Source organism: Streptosporangium sp. NPDC003464 (assembly GCF_053588315.1).
Map to the genome: position 1 here is coordinate 1 of NZ_JBSFPS010000379.1, position 7,449 is coordinate 7,449.

At 72.1% G+C, this 7,449-nt stretch carries 8 protein-coding genes and 1 pseudogene; all 9 read left to right on the forward strand.

Going from position 1 to position 7,449, the window contains the following annotated elements; translation table 11 throughout:
* Nucleotides 1-372: pseudogene (locus ACWDS7_RS44825) on the forward strand (ribonuclease E/G); the annotation flags it as partial.
* A gap of 219 nt (nt 373-591) precedes the next feature.
* The gene (gene rplU, locus ACWDS7_RS44830) at nt 592-894 is read left to right on the forward strand and encodes a 50S ribosomal protein L21 (RefSeq protein WP_306866422.1); all 303 of its coding nucleotides are present in this window, start codon (nt 592-594) and stop codon (nt 892-894) included.
* A 19-nt stretch (nt 895-913) separates the two neighbouring features.
* On the forward strand, nt 914-1,171 hold the full coding sequence (rpmA, locus tag ACWDS7_RS44835; protein ID WP_012893687.1) for a 50S ribosomal protein L27: 258 nt from the start codon (nt 914-916) through the stop codon (nt 1,169-1,171).
* Between the two features lie 105 nt (nt 1,172-1,276).
* Nucleotides 1,277-2,629 carry a GTPase ObgE gene (obgE, locus tag ACWDS7_RS44840; RefSeq protein WP_306866434.1) on the forward strand — a complete coding sequence of 451 codons (1,353 nt, stop codon included), beginning with the start codon at nt 1,277-1,279 and terminating at the stop codon, nt 2,627-2,629.
* A gap of 26 nt (nt 2,630-2,655) precedes the next feature.
* Nucleotides 2,656-3,807, forward strand: coding sequence for a glutamate 5-kinase (proB, locus tag ACWDS7_RS44845; protein ID WP_306866436.1), 1,152 nt, complete (start codon nt 2,656-2,658; stop codon nt 3,805-3,807).
* Between the two features lie 16 nt (nt 3,808-3,823).
* Nucleotides 3,824-5,113 (forward strand): glutamate-5-semialdehyde dehydrogenase, encoded by a 1,290-nt coding sequence (locus ACWDS7_RS44850; protein ID WP_306866440.1) that lies wholly within the window; start codon nt 3,824-3,826, stop codon nt 5,111-5,113.
* 328 nt (nt 5,114-5,441) lie between these two features.
* A complete protein-coding gene (locus ACWDS7_RS44855) occupies nt 5,442-5,633 on the forward strand; it encodes a hypothetical protein (protein WP_451934264.1) in 192 nt (63 codons plus the stop codon).
* The gene (locus ACWDS7_RS44860; RefSeq protein ID WP_451934265.1) at nt 5,630-6,253 is read left to right on the forward strand and encodes a DoxX family protein; all 624 of its coding nucleotides are present in this window, start codon (nt 5,630-5,632) and stop codon (nt 6,251-6,253) included. The genes ACWDS7_RS44855 and ACWDS7_RS44860 overlap by 4 nt, the downstream gene beginning before the upstream one ends.
* Nucleotides 6,254-6,404: 151 nt before the next feature.
* On the forward strand, nt 6,405-7,449 hold a 1,045-nt coding region (locus tag ACWDS7_RS44865; RefSeq protein ID WP_451934266.1), incomplete at its 3' end, for a serine/threonine-protein kinase.

Genomic DNA, 7,449 nt, shown 5'->3' on the forward strand with positions numbered 1-7,449 from the left:
GCCTTGTATGGTCCGGTCTCGCAGGGCACCTCCCTGGGTCTGGTGCAGATGACGCGTAAGCGGGTCGGACAGGGCCTCCTGGAGGCCTTCTCCACCGTCTGCGAGTGCTGCAACGGCCGCGGTCTGCACGTCTCGGCCGAGCCGGTCGAGAGCAAGCCGGAGCCGCGTGGCACCCAGGGCAAGATGGCCGTGGAGAAGGCGGTCGCCGAGAAGCTCGGCAAGGACGCCGGCCACGCTGTTGCGGCCAGCGACCAGTCTGGCCGTGATACGGTGACCGATGCGCTTGACGACGTCCCGACCGAGGACGCGCAGGGCATACAGGCTTCCGGCCGGGGGCGGCGACGCTCCCGCAAGGCCAAGTCGGCCGAATAGGTCGGCAACCAGGCAAGGCCCCGCCGGCCGTCAGGCCGGCGACCGCCGACGTTCCGCCCGGTTCGACCAGGACACCGGTAATCCGGTACCCTGGTGAACCGGTGCGCTCATGGCGCGCCCTGTTCGCGCGCCTACCCGGTTCGTCGGTCAACCAAGTGACCATAGCCGGATGCGGGGCGCAGCATCCAGCGAGCAAGTAGTCAGAAGAAGGGTTCCGCGGTGTACGCGATCGTTCGTTGCGGCGGCAGGCAGCAGAAGGTCTCCGTCGGTGACGTCCTCGAGGTGGACAAGGTCGCCGGCGAGGTCGGTTCCACGGTTTCGCTGCCGACGGTGCTCGTCGTCAACGATGGCGACGTGACCACCGAGACGGGCAAGTTCACGGTTGCCGCCGAGATTCTCGGCGAGACCAAGGGTCCGAAGATCCGGATCCTGAAGTACAAGAACAAGAGCGGCTACAAGAAGCGCCAGGGTCACCGCCAGCGTTACACGCAGGTGAAGATCACCGGCATCAACCAGGCCTGAGTTTCGGGAGTTTTGCGAGATGGCACACAAGAAGGGCGCGTCGTCCACTCGGAACGGCCGTGACTCCAACGCCCAGCGGCTCGGTGTGAAGCGCTTCGGCGGCCAGCTGGTCAACGCCGGCGAGATCATCGTCCGCCAGCGTGGCACCCACTTCCACCCGGGCGACAACGTCGGCCGCGGTGGCGATGACACGCTGTTCGCGCTGGCCGCCGGTCACGTGCAGTTCGGTGTCAAGCGCGGTCGTCGCGCGGTGAGCATCGTCCCGGTCGCGGAGTAGATCCGCACCGACAGACGTTAACGGCAGGGGTGGATCGCATGGCGCGGTCCGCCCCTGTTGGTGTTGTAAGCGGGTATTTCCGCAGATGGGGGTAGGAGGGCAGACATGCCGGACTTTGTGGACCAGGTGGTCCTGCACATCAAGGCCGGTGACGGGGGACATGGCTGCGCCTCTGTGCATCGGGAGAAGTTCAAGCCGCTGGGCGGCCCCGACGGCGGCAACGGCGGCCGCGGCGGCGACGTGATCCTGGAGGTCGACCCCAACACGGCCACGCTGCTGGAGTATCACCGCCGCCCGCACCGCAAGGCCGACAACGGCAGGCAGGGCTCGGGCGCCAACCGCGACGGCGCCAACGGCGGTGACATCATCCTCTCGGTCCCCGACGGCACCGTGGTCAAGGACGCCCAGACCGGTGAGGTCCTGATCGACCTGATCGGCGCCGGCACCCGCTACGTGATCGCCGAAGGCGGGCACGGCGGGCTCGGCAACGCCGCCCTGGCCACCGCCAAGCGCAAGGCCCCCGGCTTCGCGCTGCTCGGCGAGCCCGGCGACGAGCTCGACGTGATGCTGGAGATGAAGAGCGTCGCCGACGTGGCGCTGGTGGGCTTCCCGAGCGCGGGCAAGTCCTCCCTCATCGCGGCGCTCTCCGCGGCCCGGCCGAAGATCGCCGACTACCCGTTCACCACCCTGGTGCCCAACCTCGGCGTGGTGACCGCCGGCGACACCGTCTTCACCGTCGCCGACGTGCCCGGCCTCATCCCGGGCGCCTCGGAGGGCAAGGGGCTGGGCCATGAGTTCCTGCGCCACGTCGAGCGGTGCAACACGCTCGTCCACGTGATCGACTGCGCCACCATGGAGCCCGGCCGCGACCCGATCAGCGACTACGAGGCGATCGAGGCCGAGCTGAGGGCCTACGGCAAGCTGGAGGACCGGCCACGCCTGGCCGTGCTCAACAAGGCCGACGTGCCCGACGCCCGCGAGCTGGCCGACATCGTCCGGCCGATGCTCGAGGAGCGGGGCATGCGGGTCTTCTCGATCTCCGCGGCCACTCACGAGGGCCTCAAGGAGCTGACCTACGCCATGGGCGAGATGGTCGCCGCGGCCCGGGCCGCCGCGCCTGTGGTCGAGCCGACCCGCCTGGTCATCAAGCCCCGGCAGCTCGGCGACGCGGGCTTCACCGTGCGCCGGGTCGACGACAACACCTTCCAGGTCACCGGGGTCAAGCCGGAGCGGTGGATCCGCCAGACCGACTTCACCAACGACGAGGCCGTCGGCTACCTGGCCGACCGGCTGGAGCGGCTCGGGGTCGAGGAGGAGCTCACCAAGGCCGGGGCCACGGCCGGGGCCGAGGTGGTCATCGGGTCCATGGAGAACGGCTACATCTTCGACTGGCAGCCGACCCTCAACGCCGAGGCCGTGCACCAGGGGCCGCGCGGCTCGGACAACCGGCTCGGATGACCTGCCCTCCCCCGAAGACCCCGTGAATGAAGACCCTGCGAAAGGTGCCTGTCGTGGACTCTGTGCGCGATCGGATCCGTACGGCCTCACGCCTCGTCGTGAAGGTGGGTTCGTCCTCGCTCACCACCCCGCAGGGGATGATCGACGTCGACCGGGTGGACGCCCTGGTCGACGTGCTCGCCGCCCGGCGCGGGACCGGCACGCAGGTCGTGCTGGTCTCCTCCGGCGCGATCGCGGCCGGTCTCGGCCCGCTGGGCCTGGCCAGCCGGCCGCGTGACCTGGCCACCCAGCAGGCCGCCGCCTCGGTCGGCCAGGGGGTGCTGGTCGCCCGATACACCTCCTCCTTCGCCCGTTACGGCCTGCGCGTCGGCCAGGTGCTGCTGACCGCCGACGACATGATGCGCCGCTCGCACCACGTCAACGCCCAGCGGACGCTGGGCCGGCTGCTGGAGCTGGGCATCGTCCCGGTGGTCAACGAGAACGACACCGTGGCCACCGACGAGATCCGCTTCGGCGACAACGACCGGCTCGCCGCCCTGGTCGCCCACCTGACCCGCGCCGACGCGCTGGTGCTGCTGTCGGACGTGGACGCCCTCTACGACGGTGATCCGCGCCGTCCCGGCGCGCGCCGGCTGGGCGACGTGCGGGGTCCGGACGACCTGGTCGGGGTGGAGCTGGGCAAGGGCGGCGCGGTCGGCACCGGCGGGATGGTCACCAAGGTGCAGGCGGCCAGGATCGCCACCGGGGCCGGTGTGCCCGTGGTCCTGACCGCCGCCGCGCACGCCGCACAGGCCCTGGCGGGTGTCGACATCGGCACCTGCTTCCACCCGGACGGCCGCCACCCGGGCACCCGCCTGCTCTGGCTGGCCCACGCCACCACCGGCCGCGGCCGGCTCCATCTGGACCACGGCGCGGTCGAGGCCGTGGTGGGCCGCCGCAAGTCGCTGCTGCCCGCCGGGGTGACCGCCGTGGAGGGGGAGTTCGCCGCCGGAGACCCGGTGGACCTGTGCGGGCCGCTCGGCGGGGTGCTCGCCCGCGGCCTGGTCAACTTCGACGCCGGGGAGATCCCGGAGCTGCTGGGCCGCTCCACCCGTGAGCTGGCCGCCAGCCTCGGTCCGGAATATGAACGTGAGCTGATCCACCGTGACGACATTGTCATACTGGAGTCTCACCACTAGTTCATTGGAGCGCGAGATGTCCGAGGACTTCCTGAAGGTAGCCCTGGCGGCTAAAGAGGCTGCCGCCGAGCTGGCCCCGCTGCCGAGGGCCCCGAAGGACGCCGCGCTCCGCGTGATCGCCGACGCGCTGGTGGCCCGGTCCGCCGAGATCGTCCAGGCCAACGCGCTCGACGTGGAGCGGGCCCGGGAGAGCGGCACCTCCGATTACATGATCGACCGGCTCCGGCTCGACGAGGCCCGTGTCGCCGCCATCGCGGAGGCGGTCCGCCAGGTCGCCGACCTGCCCGACCCGGTGGGCGAGGTGATCCGGGGCAACACGCTGCCCAACGGGTTGGAGCTGCGCCAGCTCCGGGTGCCGCTGGGCGTGATCGGCATCATCTACGAGGGCCGTCCCAACGTGACCGTGGACGCCGCGGCGCTCTGCCTGAAGAGCGGCAACGCCACGCTGCTGCGCGGCTCGTCCAGCGCCTACGAGTCCAACACGGTCCTCGTCAAGGTCATGCAGGACGCGCTGGCGGGCACCGAGGTCCCGGCCGGGGCGGTGCAGCTGGTCCCCGGCCTGACCCGCGACTCGGTCAAGGAGCTCATGCGGGCCCGCGGCCTGGTCGACGTGCTGATCCCGCGCGGCGGGGCCTCGCTGATCAATTCGGTGGTCGAGGAGTCGACGGTCCCGGTCATCGAGACCGGCGTGGGCAACTGCCACGTCTACGTCGACGCCGACGCCGACCAGGACCTGGCGATCGAGATCCTGCTCAACTCCAAGGTCCAGCGGCCCTCGGTGTGCAACGCGGCCGAGACGTTCCTGGTGCACGTGGCCGTGGCCGACGCCTTCGTGCCGCGCGCGCTGGCCGCGCTGGCCGCCGAGGGGGTGACGGTGCACGGTGACGCCCGGATCGCGGCCTACGGCGAGGTGGTGCCGGCCGGCGAGGACGACTTCGGCGCCGAATATCTCTCGCTGGACATCGCCGCCGCCGTCGTCGACTCGCTGGAGGACGCGGTCGCGCACATCAGGAAGTACGGCTCGGGCCACACCGACGCGATCGTCACCCGCTCGGTCGGCGCCTCCCGCAGGTTCGTCGCGCTGGTCGACTCCGCGGCCGTGGCGGTCAACGCCTCGACCCGCTTCACCGACGGCGGCGAGTTCGGCTTCGGCGCGGAGATCGGCATCTCCACCCAGAAGCTGCACGCGCGCGGTCCGATGGGCCTGCCCGAGCTGACCTCCACCAAATGGGTCTACACCGGCGAGGGCCATCTGCGCACCGGCACGGGCACGGTCGTCGCCTCCCGTGGAGCCGGTGACAAGTAGGAGCCGCCGCCGCGGGCGTCTCCGGTGTCATGGCCGGACGGGGCGCCGGCCTCACCCGCGCCCGTCCTCGACGCCGGGGCGTCCGCGGGCCGTCCTGACCGACGTCACGCCGGGCCGGCCGTCCGGGCCGGCCGTCCGGGGCGGGCCGCCGTCCGGGGAGGGCCGCTGTCCGGGGCCGGGGGGCGCTCCCGCCTCCACGGGCGGCTCCCGCGGTGAGGCCGGTGCTCCGGTGTTCCGCGGCCGACCCGGTCCGGCATCTGCCCGGTCACCGAATGTAGTAGCGTGTCGCTCCAGGTAATCGAAGCCCCTTGTGGTTTGACTGGGCTTCATGGAAATCGTGGTCGCACTCCTGTTTGTCAGCCTTGTGCTGCTCACGCTCGACAGGATGATGCTGTGGCTGGAGCGCCGGGGGCATGTGAACTGGCGGCGCACCGGCCGCCGGAGCCTGTCGGCCGAACCCACGGTTGAGCTGGACAGCCTGCTGGCGGCCCCCTCCCACGAGAGCGCGCACCGGCCATGAGACGGGCCCTCTACGACCTGGCCGCGCTGATCGCGCGGCTCGTCCTCGGCGTGATCTTCATCGCGCACGGCTGGCAGAAGCTCAGCGCCGGAGGTGTCGAGGCCACCGCCACCATGTTCGCCTCGGCGGGGGTCCCGCTGCCCAGGGTGGCCGCCGCGTTCGCCATCGTCGTCGAGTTCGGCGGCGGGGTCCTGCTCATCCTGGGACTGCTGACCCCGCTCGTCGGCCTCCTGATCGCCGCCGACATGCTCGGCGCGTTCTTCTTCGTCCACTCGCGTGCCGGAGTGTTCATCACCGAGGGCGGATTCGAGCTGGTCGGAGCCCTGGGCTCGGCCGCCCTGCTGCTGGCCGCGGGGGGAGCGGGCCGGATCAGCCTGGACCACCTGATCTTCGGCCGCCGGAGGGAGGCGCGCCGCCGGGGGGCGGAGAACGTCCCGGCGTACGTCCCGCCCATCGCGGCCGAGCCGCTGCGGCCGGTCCCGCCCGCCGCCCAGCCGCCGGCGCAGCCCCCCACGGCCGAGCCCCAGCCGCCCACGCCGCCCGGTGAGCCCCAGCCGCCCGCCCCACCCGGCGGCGAGCCCCGCCCCGGGCCGCCGGACTCCGGGCCCCCGCCACGCTGATCTTTCAGCGGTACGGCGCGCCGCCGGATATTCGTCACACCTGCCCGCTATGGTGTTGTCTCCTATGGCTGGAGGGCAGGGGAGCGAGCGCAAGCGAGCGACCCGATAGGCACAGCGGTCTTGGACCCATGTGGCCGACGCGGGAGGTCACGTGGGTCGTCTCGGGCGAGTCGGCCCCTATACGTTGGTAGAGCGCCTCGGCCGGGGCGGCATGGGCGAGGTCTACCTCGCCACCAGCCGCCGGGGCGAGAACGTGGCGCTCAAGATGCTCCACGACGTCGTCGACTCCGACTCGGAGGCCCGAATACGGCTCGAGCGCGAGGTCCGCGCTCTCCGCAGGGTCGAGAGCCCCTACGTCGCCCGGGTCGTCGACGCCGACCTCGCCTGCGAACGGCCCTACATGGTCATGGAGCACATCGAGGGGGAGACCCTCTTCGACCGCGTACGGCGCGGCGGCCCGCTCAAGGGGGCCGCCCTGATCTCCCTCGCCCAGGGCCTGGCCACCGCGCTGTCGATCATTCACGCGGCCGGGGTCGTCCACCGCGACCTCAAACCCGCCAACGTGCTGGTCAACGCCAGAGACGAGCCCGTCCTGATCGACTTCGGCATCGCCCAGGTCCTGGACGCCACCCGGCTCACCCTGACCGGCACCTTCCTCGGCACTCCGAGCTACGCCGCCCCTGAGCTGTTCGTCGACGAGCCCGTGGGCGAGCCCGCCGACGTGCACGCCTGGGCGGCCACGGTGGCCTTCGCCGCGACCGGGCGCCCCACCTTCGGCCGGGGCACGGTCGAGGCGCAGATGTACGCCATCCTCAACGGCCAGGCCGACCTGGCGGGCATCCCCGCCGCGCTGCTCCCGCTGATCCGCGCCGCCCTCCACCGCGAGGCGGCCAAACGCCCTACCGCGGCCCTGCTCGCCGCCAGGTTGGCCCGGCTGGCCCGTGCGGTCTCGCCCGAGCCGGCGCCCGCGGCGGCCCGGCCGGCGGGGGAGAAGGCCGCTCCGGCCACGTCCAGGAGGCCGGAGGCACGGACCAGGTCCGGGGCCAAGACGGAGGAGCCCCCGCGCGGCGGCCGGCCGGCTGTCAGGACGGGTGAGGCCGACCGCGGGGCGCGTCCGGCCGCGGCCGGGTTCCCCGCCCGGGCCATCTGCCCCGACTGCCACGTCGAGCAGCAGGTCAACCAGGACGGCACCCTCC

Excerpts from the sequence above, each read along its gene's own strand:
- obgE (WP_306866434.1), top strand. The coding sequence starts at position 1,277 with ATGCCGGACTTTGTGGACCAGGTGGTCCTGCACATCAAGGCCGGTGAC.
- rpmA (WP_012893687.1), top strand. The coding sequence starts at position 914 with ATGGCACACAAGAAGGGCGCGTCGTCCACTCGGAACGGCCGTGACTCC.
- proB (WP_306866436.1), top strand. The coding sequence starts at position 2,656 with ATGAAGACCCTGCGAAAGGTGCCTGTCGTGGACTCTGTGCGCGATCGG.
- ACWDS7_RS44850 (WP_306866440.1), top strand. The coding sequence starts at position 3,824 with ATGTCCGAGGACTTCCTGAAGGTAGCCCTGGCGGCTAAAGAGGCTGCC.
- ACWDS7_RS44855 (WP_451934264.1), top strand. The coding sequence starts at position 5,442 with ATGGAAATCGTGGTCGCACTCCTGTTTGTCAGCCTTGTGCTGCTCACG.
- ACWDS7_RS44860 (WP_451934265.1), top strand. The coding sequence starts at position 5,630 with ATGAGACGGGCCCTCTACGACCTGGCCGCGCTGATCGCGCGGCTCGTC.